13 protein-coding genes are annotated in these 15,858 nt (G+C 68.0%); 6 read left to right on the top strand and 7 right to left on the bottom strand.

What is annotated here, in order from left to right; translation table 11 throughout:
- Positions 1-1,131 (bottom strand): efflux RND transporter periplasmic adaptor subunit, encoded by a 1,131-nt coding sequence (locus tag ACZLHH_RS19725; protein ID WP_032129094.1) that lies wholly within the window; start codon positions 1,129-1,131, stop codon positions 1-3.
- 119 nt (positions 1,132-1,250) lie between these two features.
- On the opposite strand from ACZLHH_RS19725, the gene ACZLHH_RS19730 reads away from it, so the two are divergent.
- From ACZLHH_RS19730 to ACZLHH_RS19740, 3 genes are all read left to right on the top strand, one after another.
- Positions 1,251-1,931 (top strand): TetR/AcrR family transcriptional regulator, encoded by a 681-nt coding sequence (locus ACZLHH_RS19730; RefSeq protein WP_049398377.1) that lies wholly within the window; start codon positions 1,251-1,253, stop codon positions 1,929-1,931.
- Between the two features lie 136 nt (positions 1,932-2,067).
- On the top strand, positions 2,068-2,715 hold the full coding sequence (locus ACZLHH_RS19735; RefSeq protein WP_049421767.1) for a protein-L-isoaspartate O-methyltransferase family protein: 648 nt from the start codon (positions 2,068-2,070) through the stop codon (positions 2,713-2,715).
- 16 nt (positions 2,716-2,731) lie between these two features.
- Positions 2,732-4,090: a TolC family outer membrane protein gene (locus tag ACZLHH_RS19740; RefSeq protein WP_132810755.1), complete on the top strand. Its 1,359-nt coding sequence runs from the start codon at positions 2,732-2,734 to the stop codon at positions 4,088-4,090.
- A 100-nt stretch (positions 4,091-4,190) separates the two neighbouring features.
- Here the strand turns inward: ACZLHH_RS19740 and ACZLHH_RS19745 are convergent, their stop codons facing one another.
- Positions 4,191-5,408 (bottom strand): APC family permease, encoded by a 1,218-nt coding sequence (locus tag ACZLHH_RS19745; protein ID WP_180845227.1) that lies wholly within the window; start codon positions 5,406-5,408, stop codon positions 4,191-4,193.
- A gap of 229 nt (positions 5,409-5,637) precedes the next feature.
- Entirely contained in the window at positions 5,638-6,936 is a 1,299-nt protein-coding gene (gene waaA / locus ACZLHH_RS19750) for a lipid IV(A) 3-deoxy-D-manno-octulosonic acid transferase (RefSeq protein WP_049398381.1), read from the bottom strand.
- Between the two features lie 60 nt (positions 6,937-6,996).
- Here waaA and ACZLHH_RS19755 point away from each other — a divergent pair, with 60 nt between their 5' ends.
- The gene (locus tag ACZLHH_RS19755) at positions 6,997-7,914 is read left to right on the top strand and encodes an LpxL/LpxP family Kdo(2)-lipid IV(A) lauroyl/palmitoleoyl acyltransferase (RefSeq protein ID WP_049398382.1); all 918 of its coding nucleotides are present in this window, start codon (positions 6,997-6,999) and stop codon (positions 7,912-7,914) included.
- A gap of 146 nt (positions 7,915-8,060) precedes the next feature.
- Here the strand turns inward: ACZLHH_RS19755 and ACZLHH_RS19760 are convergent, their stop codons facing one another.
- From ACZLHH_RS19760 to ACZLHH_RS19775, 4 genes are all read right to left on the bottom strand, one after another.
- On the bottom strand, positions 8,061-8,510 hold the full coding sequence (locus ACZLHH_RS19760) for an REP-associated tyrosine transposase (RefSeq protein WP_180845226.1): 450 nt from the start codon (positions 8,508-8,510) through the stop codon (positions 8,061-8,063).
- A gap of 203 nt (positions 8,511-8,713) precedes the next feature.
- A complete protein-coding gene (locus tag ACZLHH_RS19765) occupies positions 8,714-10,045 on the bottom strand; it encodes an O-antigen ligase family protein (protein ID WP_180845225.1) in 1,332 nt (443 codons plus the stop codon).
- Positions 10,026-11,141, bottom strand: a complete 1,116-nt coding sequence (locus ACZLHH_RS19770; RefSeq protein WP_180845224.1) for a glycosyltransferase — start codon at positions 11,139-11,141, stop codon at positions 10,026-10,028. Before ACZLHH_RS19770 ends, ACZLHH_RS19765 begins: the two co-directional genes overlap by 20 nt.
- A gap of 15 nt (positions 11,142-11,156) precedes the next feature.
- Complete coding sequence (locus ACZLHH_RS19775; protein ID WP_005410967.1) at positions 11,157-11,354, bottom strand: zinc-finger domain-containing protein; 198 nt, start codon at positions 11,352-11,354, stop codon at positions 11,157-11,159.
- Positions 11,355-11,775: 421 nt separating this feature from the next.
- On the opposite strand from ACZLHH_RS19775, the gene ACZLHH_RS19780 reads away from it, so the two are divergent.
- Together ACZLHH_RS19780 and ACZLHH_RS19785 are read left to right on the top strand one after the other, a co-directional pair.
- Positions 11,776-15,120 carry a GH92 family glycosyl hydrolase gene (locus tag ACZLHH_RS19780; protein WP_478478731.1) on the top strand — a complete coding sequence of 1,115 codons (3,345 nt, stop codon included), beginning with the start codon at positions 11,776-11,778 and terminating at the stop codon, positions 15,118-15,120.
- Positions 15,117-15,857 carry a basic secretory protein-like protein gene (locus ACZLHH_RS19785; protein ID WP_071228139.1) on the top strand — a complete coding sequence of 247 codons (741 nt, stop codon included), beginning with the start codon at positions 15,117-15,119 and terminating at the stop codon, positions 15,855-15,857. Before ACZLHH_RS19780 ends, ACZLHH_RS19785 begins: the two co-directional genes overlap by 4 nt.
- The last annotated feature ends 1 nt before the right edge of the window (position 15,858 follow it).

The raw sequence follows: 15,858 nt of genomic DNA on the forward strand, positions 1-15,858 counted from the left end.
TTACTCCTTGGCCTTGGCGGCAGCGGCCGGCGCGGCCGGCTTCAGCACCGGACGGTTCTGCCGGTCCACGGCGATCACCGGCTGACCGGCACGCAGCAGATGGCCACCAGCAGCAACCACCCAGTCACCTGCGCTCACGCCGGACAGCACCGGCACGGTCTCACTGCCAAACGCACCGGTGGTGACCGCTGCAGCCTTCAGCGTGCTGTTGGCCGGGTCGACCAGCCACACGCTGGCGGTACCGTTGGCACCGCGCTGCAGCGCGCCCAGCGGCAGCTGCAGGGTGCCGTGGCGGCCGGCGCTGCTGTAGACGCGTGCGCTCTGGCCCAGTTCGACATCGGCCAGCGCATCGGCGGCCAGGCTGACCCGGGTCGCGTAGGTACGTGCCTGCGGATCGGCGGCGGCGGCGATCTCGCGGATCGTGCCCGGCAGGCGCTGGCCAGGACGGTTCCACAGCTCCACCTCGACCGGCTGGCCCACCGCATAGTCGCGGATGGTGGCCTCGGGCAGGTCGATCAGCACTTCGCGCCCGCCATCGGCGGCCAGGTTGAAGATGGTCTGGCCGGCCGACACCACCTGCCCGGCCTCGGCCTCGCGGCTGGCGATCACGCCGTCGGCCGGTGCGCGCAGCTGGGCGTAATCGGCCTGGTTGCGCAGCACATCGAGGTTGGCGCGGGCGGCGTTGGCCTGGCCCTGCGCGGCCTTGAAGGCGGCGGACTGCTGGTCCAGCTGCGAGCGGCTGACCAGTTGCTGGTCGGCCAGCACCTGGTAGCGCTTGAGGTCATCGCGGGCACGTACCAGATCGGCTTCGGCCGCAGCCAGCTGCGCCTGCGAGGCGCGGGCCTGCAGCGCGAAGTCGGCCACGTCCAGCTCGGCCAGCACATCGCCCTTCTTGACCCGCTGCCCGGCATCGACATGGCGCTTGACCAGGTTGCCACCGACGCGGAACGACAGCGGGCTTTCCTGCCGGGCACGCACCGTGCCCGGGAACGCCGCCGGCGCCTGCCCGGCCTGTTCGCCGGGGTGAACCACCAGCACCGGTACGGCCGCCTGTGGCGCCTGTTCCTGTCCCGAACAGGCTGCCAGCGCAGCCACCCACACCATACCGCCCATCCAGCGCACGATCTTCATCGGTCAACGTCCTGAAAACGCAGGGTTGCAACTAAGGGGGGAGCCGCGACTGCCGGCCCAATTTAATAAACCGGCCGGTATAGTATAAATATCGAACCGCTTGGTCTAGTATTGTCGCGATGAGTTCTCCCACTTCCCGCAAGCCGTCGGCCAAGCCCGCTGCCAAGGCCGCCGGACCCGGGCGTCCCAAGGACCTCGGCAAGCGCGCGGCGATCCTTGAAGCAGCCAAGGCACTGTTCATCGAACAGGGCTATACCGGCGTGAGCATGGACACCATCGCCGCTCAGGCCGGCGTCTCGAAGCTGACCGTGTACAGCCACTTCGGCGACAAGGAGACCCTGTTCTCCGAGGCCGTGCAGTCAAAATGCATTGAAATGCTGCCTGATGCGCTGTTCGTGGCCGACGCGGACGGCCCCCTGCGCGACCAGCTGATCGGCATCGGCCTGGCCTTCTTCGAGCTGATCACCTCCGACGCAGCGATCTCGATCCAGCGCATGATGATGGCGCCGGAGACCGACGAACGCCTGCGCGAGCTGTTCTGGCAGGCCGGCCCGGAACGTACCTGCGAGGCCCTGGCCGATTTCCTGCGCGCGCGCGGCGAACGCGGCGAACTGGACATCCCCGACTATTACCTGGCTGGCCAGCAGTTCCTGACCCTGGTCAAGGGCGAAGTGCACATGCATATGATGTGCGGCATGCCACTGTCACCGGTGGAGTGCGACCCTCTTGCCCATGTGACCGCCAGCATCGACTTCTTCCTGCGCGCCTACGCGCCAAGAGGGGCCGGGACGGCCGGATAACCAAAACTGAACGAACCGGAGGTCGCGATGACTTCCGGCACTGCGACCCCGGCCACCCGGCAGCTGATGCTCTGGGCGCGCCGCCGGCCTCCGGCACCGGTAAAATGGCCGGCCCACTGCGCTGGATTTGAACCTCATGACGATTGATTACGCCCACGCCCGCGAACTGATGGTGGAACAGCAGATCCGTCCCTGGGACGTGCTGGACATCAAGGTGCTCGACGTCCTGGCCCGCCTGCCGCGCGAGGCCTTTGTCGCCGATGCACACCGGGCACTGGCCTATGCCGATGTTGAACTCCCGATCGGCCATGGCCAGAAGATGATGAAGCCGGTCATCGAGGGCCGTACCCTGCAGGCACTGGATCTGCAGCCGGGTGACGAAGTGCTGGAAATCGGCACCGGCAGCGGCTTCCTGGCAGCCTGCATCGGCGCGCTGGCGCGCGACGTGCTGAGCCTGGAGATCGACCCGGAACTGGCCGCCGCCGCGCGTGCCCGCCTGGACGCTTCCGGCCTGGGCACCAACGTCCGCGTGGAAGTGGCCGACGCCCTGTCCTGGCAGACCGAACGCCGCTTTGACGTGATCTGTGTCACTGGTGCGGTCGACGTGGTGCCGTCACAGTTCGCCTCGTGGCTGCGTCCGGGTGGTCGCCTGTTCGTGATCCACGGCCGCTCGCCGGCGATGGAGGCCCTGCTGGTCAAGGCCGACGGCAGCAGCGAGTCCCTGTTCGAGACCGATATTGATTACCTGCGTGGTGCCGCCCCGGCCCCCCAGTTCCACCTCTGAGTCCAAGGAAGCCGCAATGATCCGCCGATCCCTCGCTGTTGCGCTGGCCACTGCCCTGCTGCCGTTGTCCGCCCATGCCGCCGACCTGCTGCAGGTCTACGAAATGGCGCGCAATGGCGATCCGCAGCTGTCCGCCGCCGAATCCACCCGGCTGTACGACAAGGAAGGCGCCGTGCAGGCCCGCGCTGCCCTGCTGCCGCAGATCAACGGCCAGGCCACGCTGAACCGCTCGCGCAGCGAGGCGGACCATGACGCCAACTCCGGCACCGTGACCAGCAAGCGCCGCAACTACACGATCGAAGGGAGCCAGACGCTGTTCAACTGGACCCAGATCAACAACCTGCGTTCGCAGCGCGAGCTGAGCAAGGCGGCGGACTTCACCCTCGATTCGGCCAACGACAGCCTGATCGTGCGCACCTCGGCGGCCTACTTCAACGTGCTGGTGGCGATCGAATCGCTGAACGCCGCACAGACCAATGAAGCGGCCGCGAAGAAGCAGTTCGACTTCGCCGACAAGCGCCTGGAAGTGGGCCTGGCGCCGATCACCGACGTGCACGAAGCACGCGCCCAGTACGACCAGGCACGTGCCAACACCATCGTTGCGCAGAACACCCTGGCCGATAACTACCAGGCCCTGACCGAACTGACCGGCCAGCCGGTGGTCAACCTGCGCGGCCTGCCGGCGGACTTCCGCCCGGAAGTGCCGGCCAACCGTGGCAACATCGATGAGCTGGTGCACCAGGCCACCAACCAGAATCCGGCGCTGAAGGCCCAGGAACTGAAGGTCAGCGCCGCCGAGGCTGGCGTGCAGGCCGCTCGTGGCGGCCATTACCCGACCCTGTCGCTGGGCGGCAGCTGGGGCAAGACCGCCACCTGGGGCGACAGCACCGGTGCCGGCTCGTTGTCGCCGGATGCACGCACCAACAGCATCGGGCTGACCCTGAGCGTGCCGATCTTCGCCGGTGGTGCCACCCAGTCCGGCGTGCGCCAGGCACTGGCCCAGCGCGACATCGCCCAGGACGGCTACGAGCAGCAGAAGCGTGCCCTGGACCGCAACACCCGCAATGCCTACCAGACCCTGGTGCAGGGCATCAGCGAAGTGGAAGCCCGCCGCCTGGCGGTGGTCTCGGCGCAGAGCGCGTACGACGCGTCGCAGGTCGGCCTGGAAGTCGGTACCCGTACCGTGCTGGACGTGATCCAGAACCAGCGCATCCTGTTCTCGGCGCAGCTGGATTATGCACAGGCCCGCTACACCTTCCTGCAGAACCGCCTGCTGCTGAGCCAGTCGCTGGGTGCGCTGGATGTGGCCGAGCTGCAGGACGTGAACCGCCTGCTGACCCAGGACGCGGGCAACCCGGCAACGACCACGCACTGAGTCGTCGCCCTGCCGGCAACGAAGAAGCCACCCGGGAGGGTGGCTTTTTTGTGGGCAGCGCGTACGGCCCCACCCAGACATGGCGCAGATCCGCCGGCCGTCAGCCCGGCCACGCGCCTGCCCGCTCCACTGCGGCCAGCACGCATAGCGCCGCGGCCAGCGGCGCAAGCACCATCGCAGCACCCGGCATCGGCGCGCGCACACGCAGTACTGCCAGGCACAAAGCCGCCATCACCAGCAGGGTTGCCGGACCTGGCAGCACCGGCAATGCATCGACGGGCGTTCCCAACGCCAGCAGCGCCGCCAGCACCACGGTGACCGGTATCAGCCGTGTCCGGAACCCGGGCGCTTCATCCACGGCCACAGGCCAGAGCTGCGCTGCCAGCTGTGTGGCCAACGACAACAGCACCAGCAGCAGTGCTGCCAGCCCAGCCATGCCCGCCAGCGGCAGCAACGGCAGCAGCCACTGCAACTGCGGATGGCCCTGCAATGCCACCGACAACGGCCGCGTACTGGCCAATGCCGGGAACTCGACCAGGCCGGCCTGCAACGCCGCCAGCACGATCAGCAGCAGCATTGCCAGCAGCAGCGCGGCCGCCAGCAGCCCTGGTGACCGCGCACGCACCTGCGGGCCACGCCCAGGAAACCCCAATGCCAGACCCACACTGGCAAACACCGCCAGCAAGGGCACGCTTGCCGCCAGCACCCCGCCGGGTCCGAACCGATAGGGCGCGGTGGCGTCCGGCAGCCACGGGATCCAGTTCGCGTAGTGCACGTGGCGGACCGCCAGCGCCAGCAGCAACAGCCCAACACCGATCTTCACCGTCAACAGCACGCAGACCATCAGCGCGATGCGACGCGGAGGCAGCAACACGAACGCACCCAGCACCAGCAGGCTGGTGACGGCCATCACCGGATCCGGCAATGCGCTGCCGGTTTCAATACCGCGACTGGCAAACACCGCACGCGCGTGGCCCGCCATGGACTGCGCCACGCCGGCGCTGGTCACCACCAGCTCCAGCAGCAGCACAGCACCCAGCAGGCGCGCGACTGCCGGGCCCCAGGCGGCCCGCAGCGGGCCGTACAGGCCATCGGCTTCCGGCTGCTGCTGGTTCAGCACGTGCAGGCAATACAGCATCGGCGCTGTGCCCAGTGCGGCCAGCAGCAGACTCAGTACGATGGCCGGGCCGGCCTGGGCGGCGGTGTACTGGCCGACCAGGGCGATCACGCTGCCCCCCAGCAACAGGGTCAACGCCACCAACGCGAAGTGATCCATTCCCAGCAGCGCGTGCCGGCCACGGCGGTTGTCGCTGTCCATCGCAAGCCCTCTTGATTCCGCCCATGCGCGGTCGACAGCAGGCTGGCAGCCTGCGCCAAAGGGCGGTATCAGAATCCGTACCGTGCGCATCGCGATGTGACCACAAACACGTTCGCAGCCACGCATCCGGTCCTGCTGCGACAGGAATCCGGTTGCTAAGCAGAATTGATGCAGTCGATCACGTCAGTCGGTCCACGTAGTGTCCGCCCTGGCGGTGTTGCTGCCCGGCTCAGCTGCGCGGCGGCGGCAGATGTGGCGCGACCAGCGCCAACGTGCGCTGCAGGGCACCGCGGCCATTGCTGACCAGCGTGCATCCAGCACGGGCCATGTCCTCGCGCGCCGCTGCGTCGCCCAGCAGGTGCTGCAGCAGGTCACCTACCGCCTGCACGTCCTCGCCGATCAGCAAGGCACCGGCCTCACGCATGCGCCGTGAGATCTCGGCGAAGTTGTGCAGGTGCGGACCGGTCACAGCGGCAGTGCCCATCGCCGCCGGTTCCAGCAGATTGTGGCCACCAATCGGCTGCAGGCTGCCGCCGACGAAAGCGACCTGCGCGCAGGCATAGAACGGCATCAGCTCGCCCAGGGTGTCGATGACGAATACATCCGTGCCGGCCTCCGGCCATTGCTTCGCGCGACGGGTCGTCACGTTCCAGCCCTGCTCGCGCGCCAGCGCCTCCACCTTCGGGAAGCGCTCGGGGTGCCGCGGCGCCCACAGCAACAACAGGTCGGGGTGCTGCTGGCGCAGGCGCCGATGCAGGTCGATCACCGCCTGCTCCTCACCATCGTGGGTACTGGCCGCGATCCACACCGGGCGCCCGGCGGGCACGCAGGCGTGGAACTGCTCGACGAAGCCCTGCACATCCGGCGTGGCGATATCGAACTTGAGGTTGCCCAGCGCCTGCACCTGTTCACGCGCAGCCCCCAGCTGCACGAAGCGCTCGGCATCGTCCTGCGACTGCGCGGCCACGCAGGTGACGGTGCGCAGCGCACGGCGGATCAGCGCCGCCAGCACCCGGTAACCGCGCAGCGAACGCGCGGACAGGCGGGCGTTGAGGATGTAGACCGGGATGCGACGGTCGCGGCAGCCGAACAGCATGTTCGGCCACAGCTCGGTTTCCAGGATCAGTGCCAGGCTGGGCTGGAAATGGCCGAGGAAGCGGTTGACGCTGCCCGGTACGTCGTACGGCAGATAGACATGGTCCAGCGCGTCTCCCCACAGCGCGCGCACGCGCTCCGAACCGGTCGGGGTGATGGTGGTGATGACCCAGCGGATGTCCGGACGCTGCTGGCGCAGGGCATTCACCAGCGGCGCGGCGGCATTGACCTCGCCCACCGAGACCGCGTGCAGCCAGACCCGCGGCTGGCCGGTCGGCTGCGGATACGAGGCATAACGCTCGTCCCAGCGCCGGAAGTATTCACGGACCCGGAAACCGCGCCAGACCAGGTGGTACACGGTGATCGGCAGCAGGATGTAGAGCACGGCCGAGTACAGGCCGCGCAGGATCCATTCGACAGGGTCTTTACGCATGCGGCAAGGATACGGGAGCCCCCCGGGAAAGACACGCAGCCGGGTTGGTAGAATGGCGCCATGTCAGATGCCACCACCGCCGTCCGCCCGTCGCTGCGCGATCCCCGCAACTGGCCGATGTTCGCCGCCATGCTCGGCGCCTTCGCCATCGCCCGCCTGCCGTGGATGCTGCAGCGTGCGCTCGGCCGGGGCGTCGGCTGGATCAGCTGGCGCCTGCTCGGCAGCCGCCGTCGCGCCGCCGAGGTCAACCTGCAGCTGTGCTTCCCGGAGAAGGACGAAGCCTGGCGCCAGCGCCTGGTGCGCGACAGCTTCGACGCGCTGGGCGTGGGCGTGCTCGAGTGCATCCGCGCCTGGTGGGGCAGCATCGACCGCATCCGCCCGCAGGTGAAGATCGAAGGCCTCGAGCATCTGCGGCAGATGCAGGCCGAAGGCCGCGGCGTGCTGCTGGTGTCCGGCCACTTCATGACCCTGGAGATGTGCGGCCGCCTGCTGTGCGACTACGTCGATCTTTCAGGCATGTACCGCAAGCACAAGAACCCGGTGTACGAATGGGCGGTGAAGTTCGGCCGCCTGCGTTATGCCAAGGCGATGTTCGCCAACGAGGACATCCGCGCGACCGTGCGCCACCTGAAGAAGGGCGGCTTCCTCTGGTATGCGCCGGATCAGGACATGCGCGGCAAGGACACCGTGTTCGTGCCGTTCTTCGGCCATACCGCATCCACCATTACCGCCACCCACCAGCTGGCGCGGATGACCGGCTGCGCGGTGATTCCGTACTTCCACCGCCGCGAGGGCGGAAAGTACTTCCTGAAGATCGGCGCACCGCTGGAGAATTTCCCCAGCGAGGATGTGGAAGCCGATACCACGCGGGTCAACCAGGCCATCGAAGAGATGGTGCGCGAAGCCCCGGACCAGTACCTGTGGATCCATCGGCGGTTCAAGCGCCAGCCCGGCGGCCGGAGCGATTTCTACAAGTAGCGGTGGGAGGGATGGCTTCATCCACGCATGGCGTGGATCTACTGCCTTGTGCGGCTTCATCCGCGTATGGCGTGGATTCAATGACGTGGGGCATTCTGAAGTAGATCCACGCCATGCGTGGATGCTCTTCGATTCCGTGCCGGGATTCACAACGGCCAGCGGCACCAGGCGTACGGGTACTCCCCCATCACGCACGCCAAGCCCGCACGGATCGGATTGGCCAGGATGTACATCGCCTTCTCGTGAAGGGATTCATCGCTGCGTACGGCGTGATCGTGGTAACCGTGCTGCCACAGCGACCCTCGCCGCTCCAATCGCCGATTCAGCAGCCGGCTGCTGCGTGATTTGAGCAGGGCCATGCACTCGGCCAGGGTTCCCCCGCGCAATTCCATCAACCAGTGCAGATGGTCGGGCATCACCACCCAGGTGAAGCTGTGGCTCACGCCCTTGCGCTCTACGAAGCGCAGTGCTTCAACCAGAATCGCTACGTTGGAAGCATCGGCAAAGAAGGGTTCACGATCGAGGGTTACCGTAGTCAATGAATAGACGTTACCGGTGCAGGAGTAACGACCGTAGCGGAGTCTTGGGCTGGCCATGGCCTCAGCGTGCGATACACACGGAGGCACGGCTAGTGGAGGTTGGCGCGTGTTTGCGTCGGTAAAGCCCCATCCACGCATGGCGTGGATCTACTACGGCGACGTTCGTTCGGTGACCGCCCCATGCACGCCATGGCGTGGATCCACCATGGGGACGTTTGTTCGGTACGTGGAGTAGAGCCACGCCATGCGTGGATGGACGATCACACCACCGTCGGCGTGTCGTCCGTTTCGCGGGCCAACAGGCTGCCGGCGAACAACGCGGCCAGCATCACCGTCAGCCCCCCCCAGAACGCGGAATAGAACGCCAGATGGGTATTGAGCGGGAATACGGTGACCGCCAGCGCCAGCATCGCCGGGCGCGCACGCTCACGGGCGGCGGCCGGTGCATATCGCCAGGCCCGCCAGGCCTGGGCCACCGCAGCCAACCACAGCAGAAGGCCGAGCACGCCGGTTTCCGCCAGGATCTCCAGCACGATCTGATGGGCATGCAACGCCGGGGCATCGCCCCACACCGCCGGTTCGTCGCCAGACACGCAGGCCGGATAGGCATCGCGGAAACCGCGCGCGCCGACCCCGTTGATCGGGTGCTCTTCAATCATGCAGGCCGCGGCGTCCCAGATCCGCGCGCGCCCCGACAACGCCTCGTCGACACCGCGTTCGCTCCCCTCCCAGGCCATCGCCGTACGTGCGAAGCGCTCACGCAGCTGCGGCACGCTGGCGGTCAGCACACCCGCTCCGAGGACAGCGACCAGCCCCAGCAGCACCAACCGCTTCCAGCCGAACTGGCGCACGCCGCTGTAGGCCAGCACCAGCGCGAAGGTGATCCACGACGCGCGCGAGCCGGCCAGCAGCAGCACGCAGCCCAGCGCCGCCGCAGCCAGGACCCACCCTGGATTGCCGAAGCGGCGCGCCAGCGGCAGCAACAGGAACGGTGAAAGGCTGGCCAGGACCTGGCCGAACTTCAGGTTGCACGGCCCCAGCGCGCCACTGAGGCGATCGACCCATGCTGCCTCGCTGGCCGGGCACAACGCGTGACCGCTTACTGCAAACTTCAGCTGCTCAAGTGACCAGAACCATGGACTGGTACCCACGACCGCCTGCACCAGTGCATCCAGCGTCCACGCAGCGGTAATCAATGCGAGGCCACCGAAGGTCAGCCGCCGGCGTTCCGGCGTGGCCACGGCGATCGCCACCAGCCACATGAAGGGCAGGTAGCGCAGGCCGGCGGCCGCCTTGGTCCACGACGCCGCCGGATCGATCGCATCGAAGGCGGAGAACGCCTGCGGCAGCCAGTAACCGAGGAACAGGATCGAGGTCAGCGCCCACGCGACGGGTGTCAGCAGGTGCGGGCGGCGCTGCAGGCGGCGCATGATCATGCGCACCGCGGCATACAGCGCGCCAAGACCCAGCACGGTTTCGGCGATGCCCGGCAACGGCCACAGCGCCACGTACGCCAGCACCCACCAGGGCGCCCAGCGCCCGGCGCGGTCCTCGCGCACGAGGGTTGCGGGGTCAGCCGGCGAGGTCGGCATAGAGGCGGAGGGTGTCGCGCTGCATGGCCTGCAGGGTAAACGGGATGCGGGTCGGCAAGGACGGCGGCTGCGCCAGCAGGGCCAGCGCACGTTCACCCAGCGCCCGTGCATCGCCCAGCGGCACGGCGCCGGCCGGCTGCAGCTGCTGCAGCAGTTCGCCGACGCCGCCATGGTCCCAGCCCAGTACCGGGCGACCGACCGACAACGCTTCGACCACGGTGCGGCCGAACGCTTCGGGCTTGTCCGAAAGCTGCAGCACCAGATCGCTGGCCGCATAGGCCTGGGCGATGCGCGCGGTCGGCGTGCTGATCTGCACGACGTCGGTCACGCCCAAAGCAGCCGCCTGCCGGCGCAGGTCGGCCACGTAGGCTTCACGGCCGGGTTCATCGGTGCCCAGCATCCACAGCTGTGCCGGCACACCGGCCGCGCGTACATCCGCCAGCAACTGCAGCGCATGAGCATGCCCCTTCAGCCGGGTGCCACGCCCCGGCAGCAGCAGCAGCGGGCCCTCAACCTGCGCCAGCCACGGGTAATCGGCTGCCAGCGCCAGTCGTGGCCGACGGTCGGCGCGGGCCACGCGGGGAAACTGTGCGACATCGACGCCGCGCGGAATCACCCGCAGCCTCGCTTCGGGAACCGTCGGGTAGTGCCGCTGCACGTAGTCGCGCACGGTGTTGGACACGCAGATCACGCGTTCACCGCTGGTCATCACCGCACTGTAGCGGCTGGGCGAGTTCAACCCGTGCACGGTGGTCACCCAATGCGGGCGCTGTGCGGCAGGCATCGCGCGGATCGCGTACAGGCCCAGCCAGGCCGGCAGCCGCGAACGGGCATGCACGATGTCGGCGCCAACTTCAGCGAACAGGCGGCGCAGGGTCGGCAGGTGGCGCAGGGTCAGCAGCGACTTGCGGCCGATATCAAGGGTGAGGTGCTCGGCACCGCTATCGAGCAGCGGCTGCACCAGGCGGCCACCGGCGGAGACCACCAACGCACGATGGCCGGCAGCGACCAGGGCCGCAGCGATTTCCAGGGTCGAGCGCTCGACACCGCCGGAGTGCAGCGCCGGCAGCAACTGCACCACGGTCAATCGGCGCATCGAAGGGGCGGCCGCTTAGTCGGCCAGCACGAACACGGATCCGCAGTACGGGCACTGCGCTTCGCCGTTGGGCTCGTCTTCGATCGGCAGGTACACGCGCGGATGCGAGTTCCACAGCGCCATTTCCGGGGTCGGGCAGCTCAGCGGCAGATCGCTGCGGTGCACGGTGTAGCGCTTCTCGGCGTTGGCGGGCGCAGTGGCGGTATGGCTCATGGCGGATGTCGATGAACGGGTTGCGAGGCCTGTGATTCTAGCATCTGGGCCGCCCCGACATTGCGCCGCAACGGGTCTTTGCGCGTACCGGGCCGATTCCCTGCTGCCTTGCATGCCACCTCGGGACGGGGTGCCGGTGGAAATTCCCGATCGATCCTGCAGGTTCACGCCGAAAATCCGCCGACAACGATATTTCCCGCATTTGGATCGAACTAAATGGCACTTGTCAGGTTGCCACGGCTGTTGCAGGATCGGGCCAGGTCGTAAACCGGCCCACTCCAATCCGACCCGATCGCATGGCCCGCCCCCACCGGACCGGCATCGCTTCTTCCACTGCCATCCCGGCGGGCGGAGCGATGCTGTCCGTGGTGTCCGCCGATGCGGGTTCTGCCCGCCGCCTGCCCTTCCGGGAGACCCCTGCATGACCCTGTCCGATCCACGCCGCGCCCTGCTTCCGCTCGCCCTGGCCCTGGCCTGTGCGACTACCGCGATGCCGGTGCTGGCACAGGGACTGCAGACCTCGTTCGAACCGGGCCAGCCGGCTCCGGCACCGGCCGCAGGCGCACTGCAGGTCACGATCGGCAACGGCCCTGCTGCGCCTTACGCCGCCAAGCGCAATGCGGGTTACAGCGGCCTGCATGCACTGCGCTACAGCAGCGAAGGCGGCAGCGCGCGACGCGAGCTGTTCAAGGCGGACATGACCATCGAGGCCGATACCACCCTGTCGTGGCTGGTGCTGCCGGAGATCGTCGGCAAGGACACCGTGGCCTCGACCTATGTGTCACTGGACCTGCTGCTGGACGATGGCAGCCGCGTTTCGGCCAGCGCTGCACGCGACCAGCATGGCGTGGCCATCGGTGCGCGCGCGCAGGGCGATTCGAAGACGCTGTATCCGCAGCAGTGGGCGCGCACGGCGGTGCGGCTGGGCGACGTGCCCGCGCTGAAGGGCCGCCGCGTGGTGGCGATCGAACTGGAGGTGGCCAGTGCCGACGGTGCACCGGTCTCGGGCTGGATCGATGACGTGCGCCTGGACACAGTGCCACGTCAGCAGCCAGCGCGCGTCTCCGACTGGGTGCTGACCACCCGTGGCACCCAGGCCAACGGCACCTTCTCGCGCGGCAACAATTTCCCGGCCACCGCGGTACCGCACGGCTTCAACTTCTGGACCCCGGTGACCGATGCTGGCGCACTGAACTGGCTGTACCGCTGGAACGAACAGAACGACGCACAGAACCGTCCGCAGCTGCAGGCGCTTGCGCTGAGCCATCAGCCCAGCCCGTGGATGGGCGACCGCCAGACCTTCCAGGTGATGCCCTCGGCCAGCCGTGGCGTGCCGGAGGCCGACCGTCGCAAGCGCGCGCTGTCATTCGAGCGCAGCCATGAAAGCGCGCGCCCGTATCGCTACGACGTGCGCTTCGACAACGGCATCGCGGCCGCCATCGCGCCGACCGATCATGCCGCGCTGTTCCGCTTCGAGTTCCCCGAGGGCGGCGACGCCAACCTGCTGTTCGACAATGTCGATGCACGCGGTGGCCTGACCCTGGACGCTGCCACGCAGACACTGTCCGGCTACACCGATACGCGCAGCGGCCTGTCCAACGGCGCCAGCCGCATGTACGTGGTGGCCAGCTTCGACAGGCCGTGGCGCAGCAGTGGGCGCCTCAACACCGGCCGACCGACCGGTTACATCAAGTTCGATGCCGGCAGCGACCGGCGGGTGACCATGCGCATCGCCACCTCGCTGATCTCGATGGAGCAGGCACGGCACAACCTGGCCCTGGAAATCGCCGCAGCCGATACGCTGGAAAGCGTGGCCGGCCGTGCGCAGGATGCATGGGATGCGCGCCTGGCCCGTTTCGACATCGGCGATGCCAGCGACGACCAGAAGACCACGCTGTACTCCAGCCTGTACCGGCTGTTCCTGTACCCCAATTCCGGCCATGAGAACGTGGGCAGCGCCGCCGCACCGGAGTGGCGCTACGCCAACCAGGCCAGCGCCAGCGATGACAACACCGAGGGCAGCGCGACCCGCAGCTATGCCGCCGTGCGCGACGGCAAGGTGTTCGTCAACAACGGCTTCTGGGACACCTTCCGCACCACCTGGCCGGCCTATGCGCTGTTCACGCCCGACGATGCCGGGCAGCTGGTACAGGGCTTCATCGAGCAGTACCGCGCCGGCGGCTGGATCGCACGCTGGTCGTCGCCGGGCTACGCCGATCTGATGGTCGGCACCAGCTCCGATGTGGCCTTCGCCGATGCATGGCTGAAGGGCGTCGGCGGTTTCGATCCGGCCGAGGCCTATGCCGCCGCGCTGAAGAACGCGACCGTGGTGCCGCCGGACCGCCATGTCGGCCGCAAGGGCATGAACCGTTCGACCTTCCGCGGCTATGCCAGTGCCGACGTGCACGAAGGCATGTCGTGGACGATGGAAGGCGCACTCAATGACTTTGGCATCGCCAACATGGCCGATGCCCTGGCCAAGCGCGCGACCGCGCCCGCCGCACGCGAGCGCTACAGCACCGAGGCCGACTACTTCCGCCATCGCGCCGCCAGTTACGCGACGATGTTCGATCCGGCGGCAGGCTTCTTCCAGGGCCGCAAGGCTGATGGTCGCTGGCGCGTGGACGCAAAGGCCTACGATCCGCGCGTGTGGGGCCACGACTACACCGAATCCAATGGCTGGACCTTCGCCTTCACCGCCGCCCATGACGGCGAAGGCCTGGCCGCGTTGTATGGCGGCCGCGAAAAGCTGGCGGCGAAGCTGGATACCTTCTTCGCAACGCCGGAAACCGCGGACCCGGCACTGGCCGGCTCGTACGGCGGCACCATCCACGAGATGACCGAAGCGCGCGACGTGCGCATGGGCATGTATGCGCACAGCAACCAGCCGGCGCACCACATCCCGTGGATGTACCTGTACGCCGGGCAGCCGTGGAAGACCCAGCAGCACGTGCGCGAGATCCTGTCGCGGTTGTACGTCGGCAGCGAGATCGGCCAGGGCTACCCGGGTGATGAGGACAACGGTGAAACCTCGGCATGGTACGTACTGGCCTCGCTGGGCCTGTACCCGCTGCGCATGGGCGCCCCGGAGTACGTGATCGGCTCGCCGGCATTCGAGCATGCACGGGTGGAGCTGCAGGGTGGCGCGGTGCTGACCGTGAACGCGGCCAACAACTCGCGTGAGAACGTCTACGTGCAGTCGCTGAAGATCAACGGTACGCCGTGGACGAAGACCTGGGTGCCGCACGACCTGATCGCCAAGGGCGCGACCCTCGACTTCGTGATGGGACCCCGCCCCTCGCGCTGGGGCAGCGGCGTGGACGATGTGCCGCGCTCGTTGACCGCGCGCGGCCAGCACCCGCAGCTGCTGCACGACCTGCTCGGCAGCGGCGCGAAGGCGACGCTGGCCGATGGCCGTGCCCTGCCCGCGCTGGTCGATGACGATGCCGGCACCACGGTGGGTCTGGGCGCCGGTGCAACCATCGCGCTGACCGGCCTGGCCGAGGGCACCCCGACGATGTACACGCTGACCAGCGGTGACGGCCGCATCCAGGGCGGTGAGTGGACGCTGGAGGCGCGCAACGGCGGCGGCAGCTGGGCCGTGCTCGACCAGCGCAGCGGCGAAGACTTCGCATCCGCCCGCCAGACCCGTCCGTTCCGCATCGCCAAGCCTGGCCGCTACAGCGAGTACCGCCTGCGCCTGGCGGCACCGGCACGGCTGCCGCTGGCGGAGATCGAACTGCTGGCGCCCGGCACCGTACAATGAACTGCATGCGCTTCCGTCTACTGCCTCTGGCCCTAGTTGCCCTGTCCTTCTCAAGCTTCGGCCAGACCCAGGCGTTCGATACGCAGCTGACCCGCGACGGCGTGACGCTGAACTACCAGGACGCCCGTGGCGCCCTGGCCGCACCGCAGCGCAAGCGGGTGATCGATACGTTCTTCTTCGCGTACCTGCGCGAACGTGCGGACTTCCATCCCGCTGCGCCGTCAATGGTGCGCATCGTGATCGATCCGGCCTACACCGGCATCGCCTTCGTCGGCGACAAGGACCAGGCAGCGACGATCACCATCAATCCGGGTTGGCTGGCGCAGCATCCGAACGACATCGACCTGGTCACCCATGAGGCGATGCACATCGTGCAGGGGTATCCCGGCTACGGCGATGCACGGGTACCGGGCTGGCTGGTGGAAGGCATCGCCGACTACGCGCGCGACCGCTACGGCATGGACAACGCCGCTGCTGGCTGGGCATTGCCGGTGAAGGTCGAGAAGGGGCAGAACGTCGACAGCGGCTACCGGGTGACCGGTGCGTTCCTGAAGTGGGCGGAGGCGGAACATCCCGGCCTGGTGCTGGCACTGGACAAGGCCCTGCGCGACGGCCGCTATGCACCGGCGCTGTGGCAGAAGCACACCGGCAAGGCACTGCCGGCGTTGTGGGCCCAGTACGCCAAGCCGCGTTCGGATGCACCGGCGCCGGCGCCGGCACGGCGCGGCAAGCGCTGAC

Source organism: Stenotrophomonas sp. 28608_Sma, from assembly GCF_056486185.1.

Excerpts from the sequence above, each read along its gene's own strand:
- ACZLHH_RS19725 (WP_032129094.1), bottom strand. The coding sequence starts at position 1,131 with ATGAAGATCGTGCGCTGGATGGGCGGTATGGTGTGGGTGGCTGCGCTG.
- ACZLHH_RS19730 (WP_049398377.1), top strand. The coding sequence starts at position 1,251 with ATGAGTTCTCCCACTTCCCGCAAGCCGTCGGCCAAGCCCGCTGCCAAG.
- ACZLHH_RS19735 (WP_049421767.1), top strand. The coding sequence starts at position 2,068 with ATGACGATTGATTACGCCCACGCCCGCGAACTGATGGTGGAACAGCAG.
- ACZLHH_RS19740 (WP_132810755.1), top strand. The coding sequence starts at position 2,732 with ATGATCCGCCGATCCCTCGCTGTTGCGCTGGCCACTGCCCTGCTGCCG.
- ACZLHH_RS19745 (WP_180845227.1), bottom strand. The coding sequence starts at position 5,408 with ATGGACAGCGACAACCGCCGTGGCCGGCACGCGCTGCTGGGAATGGAT.
- waaA (WP_049398381.1), bottom strand. The coding sequence starts at position 6,936 with ATGCGTAAAGACCCTGTCGAATGGATCCTGCGCGGCCTGTACTCGGCC.
- ACZLHH_RS19755 (WP_049398382.1), top strand. The coding sequence starts at position 6,997 with ATGTCAGATGCCACCACCGCCGTCCGCCCGTCGCTGCGCGATCCCCGC.
- ACZLHH_RS19760 (WP_180845226.1), bottom strand. The coding sequence starts at position 8,510 with ATGGCCAGCCCAAGACTCCGCTACGGTCGTTACTCCTGCACCGGTAAC.
- ACZLHH_RS19765 (WP_180845225.1), bottom strand. The coding sequence starts at position 10,045 with ATGCCGACCTCGCCGGCTGACCCCGCAACCCTCGTGCGCGAGGACCGC.
- ACZLHH_RS19770 (WP_180845224.1), bottom strand. The coding sequence starts at position 11,141 with ATGCGCCGATTGACCGTGGTGCAGTTGCTGCCGGCGCTGCACTCCGGC.
- ACZLHH_RS19775 (WP_005410967.1), bottom strand. The coding sequence starts at position 11,354 with ATGAGCCATACCGCCACTGCGCCCGCCAACGCCGAGAAGCGCTACACC.
- ACZLHH_RS19780 (WP_478478731.1), top strand. The coding sequence starts at position 11,776 with ATGACCCTGTCCGATCCACGCCGCGCCCTGCTTCCGCTCGCCCTGGCC.
- ACZLHH_RS19785 (WP_071228139.1), top strand. The coding sequence starts at position 15,117 with ATGAACTGCATGCGCTTCCGTCTACTGCCTCTGGCCCTAGTTGCCCTG.